14 protein-coding genes and 1 pseudogene are annotated in these 20,321 nt (G+C 72.8%); 9 read left to right on the top strand and 6 right to left on the bottom strand.

The genetic code is table 11. The features are described from left to right. Positions 1-81 precede the first annotated feature (81 nt). The 5 genes from ACIBBH_RS15000 to glgX all read right to left on the bottom strand — a co-directional run bounded on the left by ACIBBH_RS15000 (position 82) and on the right by glgX (position 9,773). Positions 82-1,839 (bottom strand): ABC transporter ATP-binding protein, encoded by a 1,758-nt coding sequence (locus ACIBBH_RS15000; protein WP_399404652.1) that lies wholly within the window; start codon positions 1,837-1,839, stop codon positions 82-84. Continuing rightward, positions 1,836-3,548 (bottom strand): ABC transporter transmembrane domain-containing protein, encoded by a 1,713-nt coding sequence (locus tag ACIBBH_RS14995; RefSeq protein WP_399404651.1) that lies wholly within the window; start codon positions 3,546-3,548, stop codon positions 1,836-1,838. The genes ACIBBH_RS15000 and ACIBBH_RS14995 overlap by 4 nt, the downstream gene beginning before the upstream one ends. Before the next feature lie 39 nt (positions 3,549-3,587). Next, positions 3,588-5,453, bottom strand: coding sequence for an ABC transporter ATP-binding protein (locus ACIBBH_RS14990; RefSeq protein ID WP_399404650.1), 1,866 nt, complete (start codon positions 5,451-5,453; stop codon positions 3,588-3,590). Further along, positions 5,450-7,276, bottom strand: coding sequence for an ABC transporter ATP-binding protein (locus ACIBBH_RS14985; protein ID WP_399404649.1), 1,827 nt, complete (start codon positions 7,274-7,276; stop codon positions 5,450-5,452). Before ACIBBH_RS14985 ends, ACIBBH_RS14990 begins: the two co-directional genes overlap by 4 nt. 271 nt (positions 7,277-7,547) lie before the next feature. Continuing rightward, complete coding sequence (gene glgX, locus ACIBBH_RS14980; protein WP_399404648.1) at positions 7,548-9,773, bottom strand: glycogen debranching protein GlgX; 2,226 nt, start codon at positions 9,771-9,773, stop codon at positions 7,548-7,550. Positions 9,774-9,923: 150 nt separating this feature from the next. Between glgX and ACIBBH_RS14975 the strand changes: the two genes are divergently transcribed. From ACIBBH_RS14975 to ACIBBH_RS14935, 9 genes and pseudogenes are all read left to right on the top strand, one after another. Next, positions 9,924-11,156 (top strand): Ig-like domain-containing protein, encoded by a 1,233-nt coding sequence (locus ACIBBH_RS14975; protein ID WP_399404647.1) that lies wholly within the window; start codon positions 9,924-9,926, stop codon positions 11,154-11,156. A gap of 155 nt (positions 11,157-11,311) precedes the next feature. Continuing rightward, positions 11,312-12,547: an Ig-like domain-containing protein gene (locus ACIBBH_RS14970; RefSeq protein WP_399404646.1), complete on the top strand. Its 1,236-nt coding sequence runs from the start codon at positions 11,312-11,314 to the stop codon at positions 12,545-12,547. 80 nt (positions 12,548-12,627) lie between these two features. Then, on the top strand, positions 12,628-13,395 hold the full coding sequence (locus ACIBBH_RS14965) for an enoyl-CoA hydratase/isomerase family protein (RefSeq protein WP_399404645.1): 768 nt from the start codon (positions 12,628-12,630) through the stop codon (positions 13,393-13,395). Positions 13,396-13,668: 273 nt separating this feature from the next. After that, positions 13,669-14,172, top strand: coding sequence for an ATP-binding protein (locus tag ACIBBH_RS14960; protein ID WP_399404644.1), 504 nt, complete (start codon positions 13,669-13,671; stop codon positions 14,170-14,172). A gap of 152 nt (positions 14,173-14,324) precedes the next feature. After that, positions 14,325-15,113 carry a polysaccharide deacetylase family protein gene (locus ACIBBH_RS14955; RefSeq protein WP_399404643.1) on the top strand — a complete coding sequence of 263 codons (789 nt, stop codon included), beginning with the start codon at positions 14,325-14,327 and terminating at the stop codon, positions 15,111-15,113. Beyond that, positions 15,113-16,297, top strand: a complete 1,185-nt coding sequence (locus ACIBBH_RS14950) for a hypothetical protein (RefSeq protein ID WP_399404642.1) — start codon at positions 15,113-15,115, stop codon at positions 16,295-16,297. The genes ACIBBH_RS14955 and ACIBBH_RS14950 overlap by 1 nt, the downstream gene beginning before the upstream one ends. Positions 16,298-16,365: 68 nt before the next feature. Next, a pseudogene (locus tag ACIBBH_RS14945) lies at positions 16,366-17,065 on the top strand (MerR family transcriptional regulator); the annotation flags it as partial. A gap of 142 nt (positions 17,066-17,207) precedes the next feature. Further along, positions 17,208-17,420 carry an EF-hand domain-containing protein gene (locus tag ACIBBH_RS14940; protein ID WP_399404641.1) on the top strand — a complete coding sequence of 71 codons (213 nt, stop codon included), beginning with the start codon at positions 17,208-17,210 and terminating at the stop codon, positions 17,418-17,420. A 160-nt stretch (positions 17,421-17,580) separates the two neighbouring features. Next, the gene (locus tag ACIBBH_RS14935; RefSeq protein WP_399404668.1) at positions 17,581-18,297 is read left to right on the top strand and encodes an NADPH-dependent F420 reductase; all 717 of its coding nucleotides are present in this window, start codon (positions 17,581-17,583) and stop codon (positions 18,295-18,297) included. 18 nt (positions 18,298-18,315) lie between these two features. Here ACIBBH_RS14935 and ACIBBH_RS14930 read toward each other — a convergent pair whose 3' ends face one another. Then, entirely contained in the window at positions 18,316-20,292 is a 1,977-nt protein-coding gene (locus tag ACIBBH_RS14930) for a beta-N-acetylglucosaminidase domain-containing protein (RefSeq protein WP_399404640.1), read from the bottom strand. Between the last annotated feature and the right edge of the window lie 29 nt (positions 20,293-20,321).

Here is a 20,321-nt window from a genome sequence, read left to right as displayed (position 1 = left end):
CGCGCATCTGTCAGGAGCGCGTCAGGAATTTGGCCGGAAACAGTTCGTTGACCGGATGTTCGCGTTCGATATACGGACGCTCTAGTCCTGGCCCCCATGCCACGTCCGCCACAGCGCCGCGTACGCTCCGTCGGCCGCCACCAGCTCCTCGTGCGTGCCGAGTTCGGTGAGGCGGCCGTCCTCCATCACCGCCACCCGGTCGGCGTCGTGCGCGGTGTGCAGGCGGTGGGCGATGGCGATGACGGTACGGCCCTCCAGCACGGCGGCCAGGGCGCGCTCGGTGTGCCGGGCGGTCGCCGGGTCCAGCAGGGCGGTCGCCTCGTCCAGGATCAGCGTGTGCGGGTCGGCCAGGACGACCCGGGCGAGCGCGAGTTGCTGCGCCTGCGAGCCGTCCGTGGCGCAGCCGCCCGTGCCCAGGCGGGTGTCCAGGCCGTCCGGCAGCTCGCGCACCCAGCCGTCGGCGCCGACCGCGGTGAGCGCGGCCCACAACGTCTCGTCGCCGGCGGACGGTTCGGCGATGAGCAGGTTCTCCCGGACCGTGCCGAGGAAGACATGGTGTTCCTGGGTGACCAGCACCACCTGGCGGCGCAGCCGCTCCGGCTCAAGACCGGCGATCGGCACCCCGCCCACCGTCACCGTGCCCGTCCCCGGCGCGTCGACGCCCGCGAGCAGCCTGCTCAGCGTCGTCTTGCCCGCACCGGACGGGCCGACCACCGCCAGCCGCTCCCCGGGCCGCACGGTCAGGTCGACCCCGCGCAGCACCTCGCCGCCGCGCTCGTAGGCGTACCGCACCCCGCGCACGTCGATCCGGTCGTCCGCCGGAGCCGGCGCACCGCTCTCCCCCTGGCCCCGCGGGGCCAGGGCGAGCCCCTCCACGCGGGCGAACGAGGCGCCGCTGCTCTGCAGTTGTTCCACCCGCATCAGGATCTGGTCCAGCGGATCGGTGAACTGCCGCAGGTACAGCGCGGCCGCCACCACCGCGCCCAGCCCCACCATCCCGTGCGCGTGCAGCACCCCGCCGATCAGCAGGATGCCCGCCACCGGGATGGTGTACGACACCTCGACCGCCGGGAAGAACACCGTCCGCAGGTACAGCGTGTACAGCCGGGTCCGCCGGGAGGTCTCCAGGGCGTCCCGGCTCGCCGCGATCCGCCGGTCCTGGAGCTGGAACGCCTCCACCGTCCGCGCCCCGGACGCGGTCGCCGCGAGGATCTCGGCGACCTCTGAGGTGGCCGCGCCCTCGGCGAGGTAGCCGTCCCGGGCCCGGCGCAGATACCAGCGCAGGGCCAGCCAGATCGGGGTCAGCCCGAGCACCCCGAACAGCCCCAGCAGCGGGTCGAGGACGAAGACCGCGCAGAGCGTGAACAGCGCCTGCACGGTGCAGACCAGCAGCTCCGGCCCGACGTCCCGCAGCGTGGTCCCGACCACGCCCACGTCGGCGGTGCCGCGCGCGGTCAGGTCACCGGTGCCGGCCCGCTCCACCACGGACGCGGGCAGCGCCAGCGCCCGGTCGACGAACTCCTCGCGGACCCGGGCCAGCGTGCGCTCGCCGAACCGGTGCCCGACGTACCGCGCCCAGCGCGCCAGCAGCAGCTGGGCCAGCGCACACACCAGGATCCCGAGCGCCAACCGGTCCACCGCCCCGGCCCCGCGCCCGGCCCGCACCTCGTCGACGATCCGGCCGAGCAGCCACGGCCCGGCGAGCCCGGCCCCGGCGGCCAGCGCGTTCAGCGCCAGCACGGCGGCGAAGGCCCGCCCGTCGGCCCGCACCAGCCGCACGGCGGACCGGCGGACCTCCGCCCGTTCCGCCACGGGCAGCTGACTCGCGGCCGGTGTCACCGTACGGCCTCCTCGACGTCCGTGTCCCGGGCCACCAGGGCCCGGTAGCCGGGCTCCTCCTCCAGGAGTCGGCGGTGGGCGCCGGTGGCGGAAACCTTGCCGTCGACCAGGTAGTGGACGGTGTCCGCACGGTCCAGGACCAGCGGGGAGGACGTCGTCACCACCGTCGTACGGCCCTCGCGTGCCACGCGCAGCCGGTGGGCGACCGTGGCCTCCGTATGGGCGTCCAGCGCCGACGTCGGCTCGATGGCGAGCAGCACCTCGGGATCGGCCAGCAGCGCCCGGACCAGCCGGACCCGCTGCCGCTGGCCGCCGGAGAGGCTGCGGCCCTGCGCCGCCACCGCCGAGTCCAGGCCGTCCGGCAGGCCCTGCACGATGTCGTCGGCCGCCGCCGCGCGCACCGCCCGTGCGATGACCGCCTCATCGCGTTCCAGGCGCCCGGAGACCACCTCCCGCAGCGGCCCGGCGAACAGGTCGGCCTCGTTGTCGGCGACCAGGATCCGCGCCCGCACCTCGGCCAGCGGCACGGCGTCCAGCCGTACCCCGCCCCAGGTGACGTCCGACGGGACGTACCGCCCCAGGCGGTCCATCACGGCGGCGGTCTCCGCGGGCCGCGCGCCGACCAACGCCGTCAGCCGCCCGGGCGGCACCCGCACCCCGGACTCCGAGTCGTGCAGCGCGGCCGGTTCGGCGGGCGGGGACAACGTGCCGTCGTCCGGCTCCGGCTCCAGCCGCAGCAGCCGTACGACCCGGCGAGCGGCCACCACGCCCCGGCTGAGGTCGTGGCCCATCTGGACGAAGAACGCCACCGGCCCCACCAGGACCGCCACATAGCCGTACACCGACACCAACTCGCCTACTGTGATGTCACCCTGAGCCGCCGTCCGGGCCCCGAGCCAGGTGACCACCGCCAGGAACAGCGTCGGCAGGCCCACCCCGAGCGCCTGCATCCAGCTGGCCACCGCGCCCACCCGGTAGCCCTGCTCCCGCAGCCGCCCCGAGTCCCGCCGGAAGGCATCCGCGAAGAGCTCCTTGCCGCCGAGTCCGTTGAGGACGCGCAGCCCTCCCGCGAGGTCGCCGATGCGCGCGGTCAGCACGCCCTGCCGCTCCCGGTACTCGGTCTCCGCACCCTGCAGCCGCACCGTCAGCGGCCCGACGAGCAGCACGAACAGCGGCACCCCGAGCAGCACCGCGGCCGCCAGCGGCACCGATATCGACAGCAGCAGCCCGGCCACCACCCCGTACACCACCACGGCACCCACCCCGGGCCCGACCACGGTCAGCGCCTGCGCGATGGTCTGCACGTCCCCCACGCCGATCGTGACGACCTCCCCGGCCCCCGCCCGGCGCGGCAGCGCGGCCCCCAGCCGGACCGCGTGCCCCACGACGACCTTGACCGTGCGGAAGTTGGCGTCCATCCGCACCCGCGTCATCGTGCGGTGCCGCACGATGCTCAGCCAGGAGTTGAACGCCCCCACGACGAACAGCGCCACCGTCCACCAGGACAGCGCGCCCAGGTCACCCGGCACCAGCCCGTCGTCGATCGCCCGGGACATCAGGTACGGCGCCGCGGCCATCAGCGTCATCCACACGCTGCCGAGCAGCGCACCGGCGAGCGACCGGCCCGGCTGGCACCTCACCAGCCACCACAGGTACCGCCAGCCGCCGCGGCAGTCGGGCGTCCCGGGATCCTCGTACGCGTCGATCATGTGTCCCCCGTCTCCGTCGGCCCCGTCATCGGCTTCCCGTCACGCCAGGCTGTCCCGCCACGCCCGGTGCAGGTCGGCGAACCTCCCCGTACCGGCGATCAGTCCGGCCGGTTCGCCGTCCTCGACGATCCGGCCGTGCTCCATCACCAGGACGCGGTCGGCGATCTCCACCGTGGACAGCCGGTGCGCGATCACCACCGCCGTACGGCCCCGCAGCACCGTCGACATGGCCCGCTGCACCGCCCGTTCGCCCGGGACGTCCAGGGAACTGGTCGCCTCGTCCAGGATCAGTACCGCCGGATCGGCGAGCAACGCGCGTGCGAAGGCGACCAGTTGGCGCTGCCCGGCCGAAATGCGGCCGCCCCGCTTGCGGACGTCCGTGTCGTACCCGTCGGGCAGCGCGCTGATGAACTCGTGCGCGCCGATCGCCTTCGCCGCCCGCTCGATCTCCTCCCGGCCGGCGTCCGGCCGCCCGATCGCGATGTTCTCGGCGACCGTGCCGGAGAAGAGGAACGCCTCCTGGGTCACCATGACGACCCCGCGCCGCAGTTCGGGCACGGCCAGCTCGCGCAGGTCCACGCCGTCCAGCAGGACCCGCCCGTCGGAGGGGTCGTAGAACCGGGCCAGCAGCTTGGCCAGCGTCGACTTGCCCGCGCCCGTGGAGCCCACGACCGCGACCGTCTGCCCGGCCGGGATGGTGAGGTCGAAGCGGGGCAGCACCTCACCGCCGGTGCGGTAGGCGAACCGGACCCCCTCGAAGACGACCTCACGGCCGGGATGTTCACCCGCCAGCGGCGGAAGTTCCCCCGGCTTCGACGGCTCCGGCACGGACGGCGTCTGCGCCAGCAGCCCGGCGATCTTCTCCAGGGAGGCGGCCGCCGACTGGTAGGAGTTGAGGAACATGCCCAGGCGGTCGATGGGGTCGTACAGCCGCCGCAGGTACAGCACCGCCGCCGCCAGCACGCCAAGTGCCAGCGAGCCGGACGCCACCCGGTAGGCGCCCCACAGCACGATCAGCGCGACGGCCGTGTTGGCCACCAGCCGGGAGCAGACCACATAGCGGGCCATCTCCAGCAGGGCGTCGCCGTTGGTCCGCTCGTGCCGCCGGTTCAGCACCCGGAAGCCGGCGTCGTTGACGGCCTCGCGGCGGAAGGCGCGCACCGGCCGGATGCCGTTCATCGTCTCCACGAACTTCACGATCACCGCCGCGATCGCCGTGGACCGGGCCCGGAACACCCGCCCCGCGCGCCGCTGGTACATCCGGATCAGCAGGTACAGCGGCACGAAGGAGGCCACCGCCACCGCGCCGAGTCCCAGGTCCAGCCAGAGCAGCATCGCCGCGATGTACACGAACGACAGGATCACCGTGACGAGTTCCTGCAGCCCCTCGCTGAGCAGCTCCCGCAGCGACTCGACGTCCGTCGTGGACCGGGAGATGAGCCGGCCCGAGGTGTACCGCTCGTGGAAGTCGATGCTCAGCGCCTGCGCGTGCCGGAAGATACGGCCGCGCAGGTCGAGGAGCACGTCCTGGTTGACCCGGGCGGAGGCCTCGATGAAGGTGTACTGCAGCGCGCCGGAGACCAACGCGCACAGCAGACAGCCCACGCCGACCGCGATCAGCGGCCCGTGGTCACCGTGCTCGCGCAGCGCCGGTACGGCCTTGTCGAGGGCGTACGCCACCAGCAGCGGGCCCGCCTGCACGGCCGCCTGCTGGAGCAGCAGCAGGAGCGTGGTGACCGCGACCCGGGCCCGCATCGGGGCGAGCAGCGACCGCAGCAGGGCGGCCGTGGCCCCGGGCGGGGTGGGCAGGACGTCCCGGTCGAAGGGGTCTGCGGCGGCGGGTGGGCGGGGGAGTTCCTCCTCCTCGCCGGTGGTGGGGACCGGCGTGGTGGGGGCCGCGGTCATCGTTCGTCCTCCTCTTTCCCGGACGCATTCCCGGACGCTTTCCCGGACGTCCTTGCGGACTCTTCCCCGGACATCAGGTGGGCGTACTCGGAGTTGCCGCGCAGGAGTTCCTGGTGGGTGCCGACGGCGGCGACCCGGCCGCCCGAGAGCAGGGCGACGCGGTCGGCGAGCAGCACGGTGGAGGGGCGGTGGGCCACGATGAGCGCGGTGGTGTCCGCGAGGACCCGGCGCAGAGCGGCCTCCACGGCGGCCTCGGTGTGCACGTCGAGCGCGGACAGCGGGTCGTCCAGGACGAGGAAGCGGGGTCTGCCGACCACGGCCCGGGCCAGCGCCAGCCGTTGCCGCTGGCCGCCGGACAGGCTCAGGCCCTGCTCGCCGACCCGGGTGTCCGTGCCCTGCGGCAGCGCGTGCGCGAACTCGGCCTGTGCGACGGCGAGCGCCCGCTCCAGCTCCGGAGTACCGGCGTCGTCGTCCGCTCCCATGAGGACGTTGTCGCCGACGCTCGCCGAGAAGAGGGTGGGTTCCTCGAAGGCGACGGCGACCTTCGAACGCAGCTGCGCGCGGGACATCGCGGTGATGTCCTCGCCGTCCAGCGTGATCCGGCCGGAGGTGACCTCGTGCAGGCGGGGGATCAGCGCGGTGAGGGTGGTCTTCCCGCTGCCGGTGGCTCCGACCAGGGCCATGGACTCGCCGGGGCGGATGTGGAGGTCGACGCGGTCGAGGACGGGCGGGGAGTCCGGCGGGGCGTCGGGGTAGCGGAAGCGGACGTTGTGGAACCGGATGCCCTTGTCCGCGCCGGCTTCCGCGGTGACGTCGGCCGCGTCGGACTCCGGCTCCTCGTCCATCACCTCGAAGTACCGCTCCGTGGCCGTCGCCGCCTCCTGACTCATCGCCAACAGGAACCCGATGGAGTCGACCGGCCACCGCAGAGCGAGTGCCGTACTCAGGAACGCCACCAGCGTCCCGGGCGACAGGTCACCGTCCGCCACCCGGACGGCCCCCCACACCAGCGCCACCCCGACCGCCACCTCCGGCAGCGTCACGACGACGGACCAGATCGTCGCCAGCAGCCGGGCCTTGCGCAGCTCCGTCCCCCGCAGCGTCCCCGACAGCTCCCTGAACGCCCGCGCCTGGCTGCGGTGCCGCCCGAAGCCCTTGATGATCCGGATCCCGAGGACGCTCTCCTCGACGACCGTCGTCAGGTCCCCGACCTGGTCCTGGGCGAGCCGCGCCACGTGGGCGTACCGCCGTTCGAAGACGAAGCACGTCACCATCACGGGCACGGCGGGCCCCAGGATGACCAGCCCCAGCACCCAGTCCTGCGTCAGCATGATGCCCACGCCGACGAGGATCGTCACCGCGTTGACCAGCAGGAAGGTCAGCGGAAACACCAGGAACTGGCGCAGCAGCATCAGGTCGGTCGTGGCCCGCGAGAGCAACTGGCCGGAGCCCCACCGGTCGTGGAAGGCCACCGGCAGGCGTTGCAGATGCCGGTAGAGGCCGGCCCGCATCTCCGCCTCGACGTGCGACAACGGCCGCGCCACCAGCCACCGCCGCAGCCCGAACAGCACCGCCTCCGCGATCCCGAGCAGCAGCAGGTACAGCGCGCCCAGCCACACCCCGCCCGGATCCCGGCCGGCCACCGGCCCGTCCACCATCCACTTCAGGACGAGCGGGATCACCAGCCCCGAACAGGAGGCGACGACCGCGACGAACCCGGCGGTGAACAGCCGTATCCGCACGGGCCGCACGTACGGCCACAGGCGCAGGAGGGTACGGACGGCGGAACGGTCCTCGGCGGTGGTTGCACGTGTCGTGGGCATCACCGCGAGCCTACGGACCGGCACTGACAACGCCCACCGAGTTTTGGCCGGACCGGGCTCGGTCGTCGGTCCTCCGACCAGCGTGTACCGGGCTCTGTCCAGGGCCGTACGGCCGCGTCAACCGATCGGCCGACGCCCCGTCCAGCGCGACGGCCGATGGGCCGAACCCCGGCAGGACCACCACCGTGGAGTGCGTCGAGGGACCGGGCGTCCCGGCGCCGGCCGGTTCACGGTGCCGACCGGGGGCCTGAGCAGACCGACGGGAGGGCGCTCAGCCCACCCTCAGCAACAGCACCGTCCGCCCCGGCACCGTGATCTCCGTCCCCGCCTCGTGCACCACCGCCGGCGCCTCCTCCTGCTCCTCCCGCGAGGTGTCGACGACGACCTCGTACCGCTCCGCCCACGGCGGGCCGGGCAGCACGAACCGGGCCGGGGCCTCGCCCGCGTGCAGGATCGCGAGGAAGCTGTCGTCGAGGATCGGGGCGCCCCGCTCGTCCCGGCCGGGTATGTCCCGACCCGAGAGGTACATGCCGAGGGTGGCGGCGGGCGCGTACCAGTCGCCCTCCGTCATCTCCGTGCCCCGGGAGGTGAACCAGGCCAGGTCCCGCAGGCCGTCCGCCGAGTGGGCGCGGCCGGAGAAGAAGGCGCGGCGGCGCAGCACCGGGTGGCGGTGGCGCAGGGCGATCAGCCGGGAGGTCAGGTCGCACAGGGGGCGCCAGTCCGGGTCGTCCAGGAGGCTCCAGTCCAGCCAGCCGATCTCGTTGTCCTGGCAGTAGGCGTTGTTGTTGCCGCGCTGGGTGCGGCCCAGTTCGTCGCCGGCCACGAACATGGGGACGCCCGTGGACAGCAGGAGGGTGGTGAGGAGGTTGCGCAGCTGGCGCCGGCGCAGGGCCCGTATGTTCTCGTCGTCCGTCTCGCCCTCCGCCCCGCAGTTCCAGGAGCGGTTGTCGTCCGAGCCGTCCCGGTTGTCCTCGCCGTTCGCCTCGTTGTGCTTGCGCTCGTAGGACACCAGGTCGCGCAGGGTGAAACCGTCGTGCGCGGTGACGAAGTTGACGGAGGCATAGGGGCGCCGGCCGCCCCAGGCGTACAGGTCGCTGGAGCCCGACAGGCGGTAGCCGAGGTCGCGTACGTCGGGCAGTGCGCCGCGCCAGAAGTCGCGTACGGCGCCCCGGTAGCGGTCGTTCCACTCCGTCCACAGAGGGGGGAAGGCGCCCACCTGGTAGCCCCCGGATCCGATGTCCCAGGGTTCGGCGATCAGCTTCACCCGGCGCAGCACCGGGTCCTGGGCGATCACCGCGAGGAACGGGGAGAGCATGTCGACGTCGTGCATCGAGCGGGCCAGCGCGGCGGCCAGGTCGAAGCGGAAGCCGTCCACGCCCATCTCCGTCACCCAGTAGCGCAGCGAGTCCGTGATGAGCCGCAGGACCTGCGGCTGGACCACGTGCAGTGTGTTGCCGCAGCCGGTGTAGTCGGCGTAGCGGCGGGCGTCGTCCTGCAGGCGGTAGTAGCCGCGGTTGTCTATGCCCTTCAGGGAGAGGGTGGGCCCCAGCTCGCCCGCCTCCGCCGTGTGGTTGTAGACCACGTCGAGGATGACCTCGATGCCGGCCGCATGCAGCGCGCGGACCATGCGCTTGAACTCGCCGACCTGCTCACCCGTCGTCCCGGAGGCCGCGTAGGCCGCGTGCGGGGCGAAGTAGCCGATGGAGTTGTAGCCCCAGTAGTTCTTCAGGCCGCGGCGCAGCAGGTGGTCCTCGTGCGCGAACTGGTGGACGGGCAGCAGCTCGACGGCCGTGACGCCCAGTTTCACCAGGTGCTCGATGGCGGCGGGGTGCGCGAGACCGGCGTATGTGCCGCGCAGTTCCTCCGGGATGCCCGGGTGCAGCTGGGTGAAGCCCCGGACGTGCAGCTCGTAGATGACCGAGTCCGCCCAGGGTGTCTTGGGGCGGCGGTCGTCGGCCCAGTCGTCGTCATCGTGGACCACGACGCCCTTGGGCACGTGCGGCGCCGAGTCCCGGTCGTCGCGCACGGTGTCCGCGACGTGCTGGTCCGGCCAGTCCCGGACGTGCCCGTACACCTCGGGCGGCAGACCGAACGCGCCGTCCACCGCACGCGCGTACGGGTCGAGGAGCAGCTTCGCCGGGTTCCAGCGGGCGCCGGTCCACGGGTCCCAGCGGCCGTCCACCCGGTAGCCGTACCGCTGGCCGGGCATCACACCGGGCACGAAGCCGTGCCAGATCTCGTGCGTCAGTTCGGTCAGCCGCACCCGCGTCTCCCGGCCGCCCTCGTCGAACAGACACAGCTGGACCGCCTCCGCGCCGGCCGCCCACAGCGCGAAGTTGGTGCCCGCCACGCCGTCCGGGCCGACCCGGAAGCGCGCGCCCAGCGGGGTGGGCGCGCCCGGCCAGGCCGGCACGGTGGGCGGCGCGGCGTGCCGGGTGCCGTTCACCACTGCGGCGCGCTGTTCCGCCACTACCTGCTGCTCGGCCGAGCTGGTCACGTGGTCAGCCTCCCGCGGCTCGTGGAACGGCGTGGAACCGGGCACGCGGGGTCCCGCCGTGTGCCCCGTCGCGTCGTCCTCCCCACTGTTCTGCCCAGCCCTGGCGTCGCACTCACGTTTCCCCAGGGCGGGGCGGTCGTTGAGTCCCTCGTGAGGCATGCACAAGGGCGCGCACGGCGCGCGGGCGTCGCGCTGGCCGCGGTACTGACATGGGCGGGACTGCTGGCCGGGGCCACCGGCTGCGGTCCGGACGTCACGGACGACATCGGCATCGACCGGGTCCTGGGCAAACCCCCGGCCCCCGAGGACACCATCCGCGTCTGGCCGGACGACGGCAGCAAGGACGTACGGCCGGACGGGCGGCTGCGGGTACGGGTGTCCAGCGGGCGCCTGGAGTCGGTGACCGTGGTCCGGTCCCAGGACGCCCAGGACACCCCGGTGCCCGGTCACCTCACCGAGGACGGCACGACCTGGGAGCCCGACGGGCGCAGGCTGGCGCTGGCCGCCAAGTACACCGTGAACGCGGTGGCGCGGGACGGCGACGGGCATCGCTCGGCGCGGCACACCACCTTCACGACGTACGTCCCCGAGGAGCGGTTCATCGGATACGTCACCCCCGAGAACCGCGCCACCGTCGGCACCGGGATGATCGTCTCCCTGGACTTCAGCCGGGAGATCGAGAACCGGGCCGCCGTCGAGCGGGCCGTCCGCGTCACCGCGCAGCCCCCCGTGGAGATCCGCCCGCACTGGTTCGGCAAGAGCCGCCTGGACTTCCGCCCCGAGCACTACTGGAAGCCCGGCACCCAGGTCACCGTCGACCTGCGGCTGCGCGACGTCGAGGCGGCGCCCGGCGTCTACGGGCTGCAGTACAAGACGTTCGCCTTCACCGTCGGCCGCAGCCAGGTCTCGCTGGTGGACGCGGCCGAGCACACCATGGAGGTGCGCCGGGACGGCGAACTGCTCGCCACCGTGCCCATCACCGCGGGCGCCCCCAAGACCACCACCTACAACGGGAAGATGGTGGTGATGGACATGCTCGAGGTCACCCGCATGAACAGCCAGACGGTCGGCTTCGGCGGCGAGTACGACATCCCCGACGTCCCGCACGCCATGAAGCTCACCAGCTCCGGCACCTTCCTGCACGGCAACTACTGGGCCCCGGACGCCCCCGGGCACGTCAACGTCAGCCACGGCTGCGTGGGCCTCAGGGACGTCAAGGGCGGCAGTTCGGACACGCCCGCGGGCTGGTTCTTCGACCGCAGCCTCGTCGGGGACGTCATCGAGGTCGTGCACAGCAATGACAAAAAGGTCGCTCCCGACAATGGCCTCGGCGGGTGGAACATGGGGTGGAAGGAGTGGAAGGCGGGCAGCGCGGTCAAGTGACCCGGCGGACGGCGCCGGTGGCAGTGGTTGATGTTGCGACGGAACGGTGACCATTGCCTGACACGATCCCCAAAACCTTGCGGTTAATATGCGCCGATGCGTGCGTGGGGCGCGCCGGGGCGCGGGTCTGACCAGGCCCGCGGAGGGGAGAAGTCTTGAACGTGCGGCCGATATCGGGGGCGTCGGGTGGGGGCCGGCGGCGGGGCCGGAAGGGCTGGCCGGTGCTCATAGCCGGCGCGCTGCTGATGGCCGTCACCGCGTGCGGTGGGGGCGACTCGGACTCGGGGTCCGGTTCCGGCGACGGGAAGGGCGAGGACGCGCGGAGCAAGCAGTCCGACGCCGTGGTCACCATCTCGCCGAAGTCGGGCGCCACCGAGGTCGACACCAGCGGCGCCCTCAAGGTCACCGCCGGCAAGGGCAAGCTGACCGAGGTCGAGGTCAAGGACGACAAGGGCACCACGATCACCGGCACGATCACCGGCGGGGGCGCCGGCTGGACGCCCTCGACCCATCTGGCCGCCGCCACCAAGTACACCGTGCACGCGGTCGCCGAGGACTCCGAGGGCCGTAAGACGGCCCAGGACTCCAGCTTCACCACGCTGACCCCGAAGAACACCTTCGCCGGCTACTTCACCCCCGAGGACGGTTCCACGGTCGGCGTCGGCATGCCGTTCTCCATCCGCTTCACCCGGGGCATCACGCATCCGCAGGACGTGGAGAAGGCCGTCCAGATCAAGACCGAGCCGGCCGTCGACGTCGAGGGCCACTGGTTCGGCAACGACCGCCTCGACTTCCGGCCCGAGAAGTACTGGAAGTCCGGCACCAAGGTCACCGTGATGCTGAACCTCGACGGCGTCGAGGGCCGCGACGGCGTCTACGGCAAGCAGGCCAAGACGGTGAAGTTCACCATCGGCCGCAACCAGGTCTCCGTCGTGGACGCCAAGAAGCACACGATGAAGGTCACCCAGGACGGCAAGACCATCAAGACCATCCCCGTCACCACCGGCAAGCCCGGCTACGACACCTGGAACGGCCAGATGGTCATGAGCGAGAAGCTCACCGAGACCCGCATGAACGGTGAGACCGTCGGCTACGGCGGCGAGTACGACATCAAGGACGTCCCGCACGCCATCCGCCTGACCACCTCCGGCACCTTCATCCACGGCAACTACTGGGGCGGCGGCGCCTTCGGCAACTACAACGCCAGCCACGGCTGCGTGGGCCTGCGCGACGTCAAGGGCGGTTACGACAGCGGGGTGCCGGCGGCCTGGTTCTTCAACCACTCCATGATCGGTGACGTGGTGGTCGTCAAGAACTCCCACGACCGGACCGTGGACCCGGACAACGGGCTCAACGGCTGGAACATGCCGTGGGACAAGTGGAAGGCGTGAGCCCGCGCTGACGCACGGGCCCGGTGCTGTGACGGACGGCACCGGGCCCACTGCCGTTAATGGCCGTTAACCTGCTGCCCATGACCGTGAATCTCGAAGTCGCCGAAGGCGTCGGCACCCTCCGCCTCGACCGCCCCCCGATGAACGCCCTGGACGTCGCCACGCAGGACCGGCTCAAGGAACTCGCCGAGGAGGCCACGCGCCGCGACGACGTGCGCGCCGTGGTGATCTACGGCGGCGAGAAGGTGTTCGCGGCGGGCGCGGACATCAAGGAGATGCAGGCCATGGACCACACCGCGATGGTCCTGCGCGCCCGCGCCCTGCAGGACTCCTTCACCGCCGTGGCCCGCATCCCCAAGCCGGTGGTCGCCGCCGTCACGGGGTACGCGCTGGGCGGCGGCTGCGAACTGGCCCTGTGTGCCGACTACCGCATCGCCGCCGACAACGCCAAGCTCGGCCAGCCGGAGATCCTGCTCGGCCTGATCCCGGGCGCGGGCGGCACCCAGCGGCTGCCCCGGCTGGTCGGCCCCTCCAAGGCCAAGGACCTCATCTTCACCGGCCGCATGGTGAAGGCCGAGGAGGCGCTGGCGATCGGCCTGGTGGACCGGGTGGTCCCGGCCGCCGAGGTGTACGCCGAGGCGCACGCCTGGGCCGCCAGGCTCGCGCAGGGACCGGCGATCGCGCTGCGCGCGGCGAAGGAGTCCGTCGACACCGGTGTGGAGACCGACCTGGAGACCGGGCTCGCGGTCGAACGGAACTGGTTCGCGGGGCTGTTCGCCACCGAGGACCGGGAGCGCGGCATGCGCAGCTTCGTGGAGGAGGGGCCCGGCAAGGCCAAGTTCCTCTGAACCTCCCGCCGAATACCGGCAATTGACGCGGCGTCCGGTCGGGTCCCTCGTTGGGGCGGTTTATGGCAGCCTTATGACAGCCTTAACCCTGCCTTGTCGCAGGTGCCCGTCGCTTGCCCGGGAGCGAGCCGTCACCGCAGGCCGGACGGGGTGCCGATGCCTCCAAAGTGCCATCGGCATATGCCGGAGAGGGCTTGCGAAACGGTAGCGTCCGGGGGGCGTATTCCTCGGGAACGGCCCCCGGGGGGTGCTCCGGGCGGCCATGATGGGGGCATGGCGGGGCTGGAGGGCATCGAACAGCCGCGGGGACACGGCCGTGCGACCGCGGCGCGCTGGTCGCCTGCGGTCGAGGACGAACGGGCGCTCAAGGCGCTCGAGTTGTTCGGCAATCCGACGGAGGCCGAGGTTCCGCTGCCGTCCCGCCCGGAGTCGGCCGCCACCGCCCGCAGGCTCGCCCAGGTCGTCGTCCTGCGTCAGTGGGAGCTCACCCCGAAGATGACGGAGGACGTCGTCCTGCTCGTCTCCGAACTCGTCGGCAACGCCGTACGGCACACCGGCGCCCGCGTCTTCGGCCTCCGTATGCGCCGCCGCCGCGGCTGGCTGCGCGTCGAGGTCCGCGACCCCTCCCGCGGGCTGCCCTGCCTGATGCCGGTTCAGGAGACGGACATCAGCGGCCGGGGCCTGTTCCTGGTGGACAAGCTGTCCGACCGCTGGGGCGTGGACCTGCTGCCGCGCGGCAAGACGACCTGGTTCGAGATGCGGGTCGCCGACCGCTAGGTCCTGGGGCGGGCCGATTCCGGGTGCGACCGCGTGAGGGGTGTCTCGTCCCCGGACGCCGGGCAGGCCGAGTGTGCGCACCGCGACCCGAAATCGTCCCCTGGTCGGGCTAATGGGGGGTTTTCTTGCCTGGCGCCCCTTAAATGGTGCGGGTGACCACGACCAACCGACGCGGAGTGCTCCGCGCGGGCGCCGGGCTCGCCGCCGGGGGCGCGCTCGCCGCCGGATGCGCGGAGACCGGCGCTTCCGTGCGCCCCGCCGCGTCCGCAGCGCAGGCCCCCGTATCCGGCCGCCCGGCGGCCACACCCCGGACGGCCCCCGCGCCCCGCACCTTCCCCCGGCACCCCGTCCAGATCACCCACGGCCCGCGCACCCGCCTCCGCGTCGCCCTCACCTTCCACGGCCAGGGCGATCCCGCACTCGCCCGCCACCTGCTCGGCGAGGCCGAGAAACATGGGGCCCGGATCACCGTGCTCGCCGTCGGCGGCTGGCTCGACGAGCACCCCGGCCTGGCCCGCCGGATCCTGGACGGCGGTCACGACCTGGGCAACCACACCCAGCGCCACCTCGCGATCAACGCCATGTCCGAGACCGACGCCCGCGCCGAGATCACCGCCTGCGCGGACCGCCTCAAGCGGCTCACCGGCTCGATCGGCACCTGGTTCCGGCCCTCCCGCGCCCCGACCGCCTCCTCGCTGGTCACCCGGCTGGCCCGGGAGGCGGGTTACCCGCACGTGCTGTCGTACGACGTCGACTCGCTCGACTACACCCGGCCCGGCGCCCCCGCCATCACCCGCACGGTCCTGGACCGGGCGCGCGCCGGATCCGTGGTGAGCCTGCACTTCGGTTACCCGGACACGGTCGCCGCCCTCCCCGCCGTACTCCACGAACTCGGCCGCCGCGGACTGCGCGCGGTCACCACCACGGAGCTGCTGAGCTGATGCATCCCACCCACGCCCGCGCCCTGGTCGCCGGTGCCGCCCTCGCCGCCCTGACGCTGCTGTCCGCGTGCGGCGGCGGTACCCGGCACGTCAAGGACGAGGCCCTCGTCAGCAAGCCGCCCGTTCCGCCCCGGGTGAAGAAGGCGCGGGTCGACGGGTTGCCCGGGATGCCTCCCGTGCTCGACCCGAGCGACGTGTACGCCGCGGACCGCCCCAACCGCCTCTCCCCGGTGGTGAAGGACTTCCCGTCCCGGGTCTACGTCCCCAACACCGACTCCGACACGGTCTCCGTGATCGACCCGAAGACGTACGAGGTCATCGACACGATCCCGGTGGGCCGGCAGCCCCAGCACGTGGTGCCCTCCTGGGACCTGAAGACCCTCTGGGTCAACGACGACAAGGGCAACACCCTCACACCCATCGACCCGAGGACGGGAAAGGCCGGCCGGCAGGTCGACGTCCACGACCCCTACAACCTGTACTTCACGCCGCACGGCAGGTACGCCGTCGTGATGGCCTCCCTCGACCGCGAACTCGTCTTCCGTGACGCGCACACCATGAAGACGGTCAAGACCGTCCCGGTCAGCTGCGCCGGCGTCAACCACGCCGACTTCTCCCTCGACGGCCGGTACTTCATCGTCTCCTGCGAGTTCAGCGGCGAACTCCTCAAGGTCGACACCGAGCAGATGAAGGTGATCGACCAGCAGAAGCTGCCCCTCGACGGCGCCATGCCGCAGGACGTCAAGGTCTCGCCCGACGGCAGGCGGTTCTACGTCGCCGACATGATGGCGAACGGCCTGTGGATCCTCAACGGCGACACCTTCGACAGGCCCAGGTTCCTGTACACCGGCGCGGGTGCCCACGGGTTGTACATCAGCCGGGACTCGCGCGAGATGTACATCTCCAACCGGGGCGAGGGCAGCATCTCCGTCTTCGACTTCAGCCAGCGCGGGCTGACCAAGAAGTGGCACCTGCCCGACGGCGGCAGCCCCGACATGGGCGGGGTCTCGGCGGACGGCAAGGTGCTGTGGCTGTCCGGCCGTTACGACTCCGAGGTGTACGCCATCGACACCCGCACCGGTGCCCAGCTGGCCCGCATCCCGGTCGGCAGCGGCCCGCACGGCCTGGCCGTCTACCCCCAGCCGGGCCGCTACTCGCTCGGCCACACGGGCATCTTCCGCTAGAGGGCCTGTCGTGAGCCGCCACCGGGCTCCTTGAGTCTCCACCCACTGGAAGGTCCGCACTCGCCGGTGTGAACGCAGACGGCACCCCCCTCTTCACCATCGGCGAGCCGGCCCGGGCCACCGGACTGACCGTGCGGACCATCCACTACTGGTCCGACGAGGGCACCCTTCCCCCGGTGGCCCGCTCCTCGGGCGGACACCGGCTGTACGACGCCGGGTCCGTCGCCCGCCCGGAACTGATCCGCACCCTGCGCGAGCTCGGTCTCGGCCTGGCTCACGTGCGCGGGTGCCGGCCGGTGAGACGACGGTCGCGGAGGTGGCGGCCGCGCACCGTGACCGCCCTCGACGCGCAGATCCGCTCCCTGGAAGTGGACCCGGGCGGTGCCGTCCACGGTGGCGCGACGCGGTTCGAGTGCGGAGGAGACGGCGCTGACGAACAGACTGGCACGGCCGCCGGCCGCCGAGCACAGGCGGATCCCGGAGGAGTTCGTGGAGGAGATGCCCGACGGACTCGGCACCTTCGACCCTGAGATCCGGCAGCGGATGTGGCGTCCGGCCGTGGGCCTGCCGGACGACCCGACGCACGACCAGGTCGACGCCTGGGTGGAGCTGGCCGAGATGATCCAGGATCCCGGGTGCCGGGCGCGGATGCGCAGGTCGACCGAGTTCAACGCGGCCGACCGCGGGCCGGACGTGCCCGCCGGTGCCTCACTCCGGTTCGCCAAGCGCCTCGTCGAGCTGGCGGGGGACGCGCGCGAGTGGGGGATCACCGAGCGCCTGAGCCCCTGCCGGCGCACCGGGAGGAGTTCGCCTGGGTGGTCGCCGCACTGGACGCGCACGGGGCCGGTTAATCTGACCAGCGGCAGTGAGCCAGCAAGACCAGAGAAACGCGACAAAGAGGGGCGGATCGGTGGCGGACATCGAGGAAGCACGCAAGCAGTTCCAGCGGATCGATGCGGACGGTGACGGTTTCATCACCGCCGCCGAGCTCAAGTCCGCCCTGGCCCAGGGGGGCGACTGGAACGTCACCGACTCGGTGGCCGAAGCCGTCATCAGGACCCGCGACCTCAACGGCGACAAGGTCCTGACGTTCGACGAGTTCTGGGCGTACCTGAGCAAGTGACGCGAGGGCCCGAGGACAAGGGGGGCGTCCGGAAGGGCGCCCCCCTTCCTCATGCGCCACCGCCTGATGGAGTCGAACCGGCACACCGGCAAGACCGCCGTACGGGTCCGAAGTCCGGGCGAGCCGGAATAGCGCGCCCTGTCCCGTGGTTGGTGGTGACCTGTACAGGCAGGCCAAGGCTGTTCACCGACCCCCCGGAAGGGCGAGACGAGTCATGAAGATCGGCATCATCGGCGCGGGCAACATCGGCGGCAACCTCACCCGGCGGCTCACTGCCCTCGGTCACGACGTCTCCGTCGCCAACTCGCGCGGTCCGCACACGCTCACCGAACTGGCCGAGGAGACGGGCGCGACCCCCGTCCCGGTGGAGCAGGCGGCACGCGGCGCGGAGGTCGTCGTGGTCACCGTCCCCCTGAAGGCGGTCCCGGACCTGCCGTCCGGCCTGCTGGACGGTGCGGCGGAAGGGGTCGCCGTGATCGACACCGGCAACTACTACCCCCAGCAGCGGGACGGCCGTATCGCGGCAATCGAGGACGATGGCCTCACCGAGAGCCGCTGGACCGAACGCCAGATCGGCCACCCCGTGATCAAGGCCTTCAACGGCACCTACGCCCAGGACATCCTGGAGCGCCCGCGCCCGGCCGGCGCCCCCGACCGCATGGCCCTGCCGGTGGCCGGCGACGACGAGGCCGCCAAGCGCGTGGTCCGCGGCCTGGTCGACGAACTCGGCTTCGACACGGTCGACGCGGGCGGCATCGACGACTCCTGGCGCCAGCAGCCCGGCACCCCGGTGTACGGCCTGCGGGCAGGAGTGGAGGCCGTGCAGAAGGCCTTGGCGGAGGCGTCCCCGGAGCGCCCGGCGGACTTCAGGGGGTAGCCACCGGGCCCGCCCGGCCTACTGACCCACCACCCGCGCCACGAACGCGTCCAGCACCCCGGTCCCCACCTCCACCGCCAGGGTCCGGCCCTTCCAGTCCACGGTCGTGTGGGAGCGGGCGGCCGTCCGCAGGGACCGCACCCGGGACCTGGACCCCTTGCCGTCGCGTACGTCGAGCGCGGCCAGGGCGGCCCGGGCCCAGTCCCTGGCGCACGCCAGCCACGGGGCGGCCGAGCCGCGCAGTGATGCCGGTACCGCGTCCGGGGCCGACGCGAGGACGGTGAGCCGCTCGCGCAGGGCGGTCCCGGCCTTCGCGTCACCCCGCCAGTACGCCGCCGTGAGCGCCGCCAGTCGCGGCGCCTGCACGGTGTCGAGGCGCGAGGCCCGGTTGACGTCGGCGAAGGCGCGCAGCGCGGTCAGGGCGGGCTCGTCGCCGTCGGCCAGCACCGCCAGGCCCGCGTCGAGCGCCTCGGCGGGCCGGTATGCCGTGGGGTTCCAGGCGTACGCGGCCATCGAGAACAGCGCCGGATCGGAGGCGGCGGCCTGGGGCATCGGGTTGGCCAGGACGCCCGCCACGGCTCCGGGCAGGCCCTCGTCACGACCGGTGTACGGGCCCAGCAGCAGGTGCCGCGCGGTGTAGTCGTTGACCGGGTAGTTGTCCCACAGCAGCACCGGATGCCCGTACCGCTCCGCCGCCGCGCGGGCCTGGCCGGCGCGGATGCCGGGCGAGACGATCTGCGGGCCGGTCCACATCACGGTGACGTCCCGGTCCAGCCCGGCCGCCAGCGCGCTCTTGTACGCGCTCGCGGTCGACCCGTCGTACTCGGTGGGCACGGTGAGCAGCGGGGCGGCGCCGGGGCGTGCGTCGAGGAACTCGTGCCGCACCTTGTTCAGCAGGGCCGCCTGGGCCCGTCCGACGGCGCCCCGCCCGCTGCCGTACACGGCCGCGTCGCGCGCGCAGTTCCAGCGGTCGATGTCGATGTCGTCCAGGGGGACGGCGAAGGCCCGTACGCCGGCGTCGTCCCACAGCTGCCGGAACTTGGCGATCAGCGCGGCGGTGTCCGTGGCGGAGGAGTAGCAGATCGACGGGCCGGGGGAGAGGGCGTACACGAAGGAGACGTGGTCGGCGTCCGCCCGCCGGGCCACGGTGCGCAGCTCGCCGAGCTGTGCCTCGGGGTAGGGCTCGCGCCAGCGGGAGCGCAGGTACGGGTCGTCCTTGGGGCTGTAGAGGTAGGTGTCGAGCTTGAAGCGGGCGGCGAAGTCCAACTGGTCCAGGCGCTCCTGCCGGGTCCAGGGCTTTCCGTAGAAGCCCTCGACGATCCCGCGGGCCGCGGTGGCGGGCCAGTCGCGGACGCGCACGGCGGGCAGCTCGGTGCGGGCCGCCGTCGAGCCGACCGGGCGGACCAGCTGGGCGAAGGTCTGGGCGGCGTGGAAGGCGCCGGCCGCGTCCGCGCCGGCGAGGACCGCGCGGGGCCGGCCGTGGTCCCTGCCGACGGCGAGCACGTATCCGCCGGCGGCGAGGGCGGTGGGCCCCTGCACCCGCAGCGCCGACAACTCGGCCGGCATACCGCCCGAGGCCACCGTGACCAGCAGCTCGCCGGACCTGGGCGCGTCCCCGAGGCGGACCTCCCGCGCACCGCCCGCGCGCAGCGCACGGGTGACGGCGTCCAGCGTGGCCGCGTCGGTCCCGGCGTCGGAGCGCACCGCCACACTGCGGCCGATCCGCACCGAACCGGCGTCACGGCGCACGCTCCGCGGCGCGGGCCACAGCGCGGGCAGGCCCGAAGGGGCGCCGCCCGCGCGTGTCACCGGCGATCCGCCGCCGGCCGAAGGAGCCGAAGCCGCCGCCGGGCTGCCTCCCGGGCCGGCCTCGCCGCCGCAGGAGCGGGCGAACACCACGACCACCAGGCCGAGCAGGAACCCCAGCAGCAATTGCGGCGGGACGCGGAACTGGCGCACCCGGGCCCCCTCCACCGTCTTTCTGCGCTTTGCCATTGACAGCGAACTACCATCCAGGACACGGA

It is taken from the genome of Streptomyces sp. NPDC051636, assembly GCF_044453765.1.
Classification (GTDB): domain Bacteria; phylum Actinomycetota; class Actinomycetes; order Streptomycetales; family Streptomycetaceae; genus Streptomyces.
This window is presented reverse-complemented; position numbering and strand designations above follow the sequence as displayed.

What these genes read in the sequence shown, in the direction of transcription:
- ACIBBH_RS14930 (WP_399404640.1), bottom strand. Translation starts at nt 20,292, where the DNA reads ATGGCAAAGCGCAGAAAGACGGTGGAGGGGGCCCGGGTGCGCCAGTTC.
- ACIBBH_RS14965 (WP_399404645.1), top strand. Translation starts at nt 12,628, where the DNA reads ATGACCGTGAATCTCGAAGTCGCCGAAGGCGTCGGCACCCTCCGCCTC.
- ACIBBH_RS14990 (WP_399404650.1), bottom strand. Translation starts at nt 5,453, where the DNA reads ATGACCGCGGCCCCCACCACGCCGGTCCCCACCACCGGCGAGGAGGAG.
- ACIBBH_RS14995 (WP_399404651.1), bottom strand. Translation starts at nt 3,548, where the DNA reads ATGATCGACGCGTACGAGGATCCCGGGACGCCCGACTGCCGCGGCGGC.
- ACIBBH_RS14960 (WP_399404644.1), top strand. Translation starts at nt 13,669, where the DNA reads ATGGCGGGGCTGGAGGGCATCGAACAGCCGCGGGGACACGGCCGTGCG.
- ACIBBH_RS14985 (WP_399404649.1), bottom strand. Translation starts at nt 7,276, where the DNA reads ATGCCCACGACACGTGCAACCACCGCCGAGGACCGTTCCGCCGTCCGT.
- ACIBBH_RS14950 (WP_399404642.1), top strand. Translation starts at nt 15,113, where the DNA reads ATGCATCCCACCCACGCCCGCGCCCTGGTCGCCGGTGCCGCCCTCGCC.